At 63.7% G+C, this 339-nt stretch carries 1 protein-coding gene; it reads left to right on the forward strand.

All coding sequences use genetic code 11. The annotated features are described in order from the left end of the window. Positions 1 to 329 (forward strand): BlaI/MecI/CopY family transcriptional regulator (locus P0G09_RS16305; protein WP_275253189.1); only part of this gene is annotated, 329 nt, incomplete at its 5' end. Between the last annotated feature and the right edge of the window lie 10 nt (positions 330 to 339).

Here is a 339-nt window from a genome sequence, read left to right on the forward strand (position 1 = left end):
GGGATATCAGCGAAAAGCTGACCGCCACCGGCTGGGCTCCGGCCACAGTGCTCAACTTTTTGTACCGTCTGGAGGAAAAGGGCTGGGTCAAGGGCGGCAAGGCGGGGAGCCAGAACACCAATCTGCCCACGGTCACCCGCCGGGCCTATTGCGTTGCGGCCATGCGCCAGCGGATGGTCACCCTGTTCGGCGGCAGCCTGCCCGAAGCGGTCCGCGCACTTGCCAGCGAGAGCGGCGCTTCCCAGAGCCAGCTGGAACAGGCCATCCGGGTGCTGGAGGAGCAGCATCAGGAGGCAGAAGAATACGACCTGTACGATCCCTATGGGTAACGGAAAAACG

The organism is Faecalibacterium sp. DFI.5.82, from assembly GCF_029076575.1.
GTDB classification, from domain to species: Bacteria; Bacillota; Clostridia; order Oscillospirales; family Ruminococcaceae; genus Faecalibacterium; species Faecalibacterium duncaniae.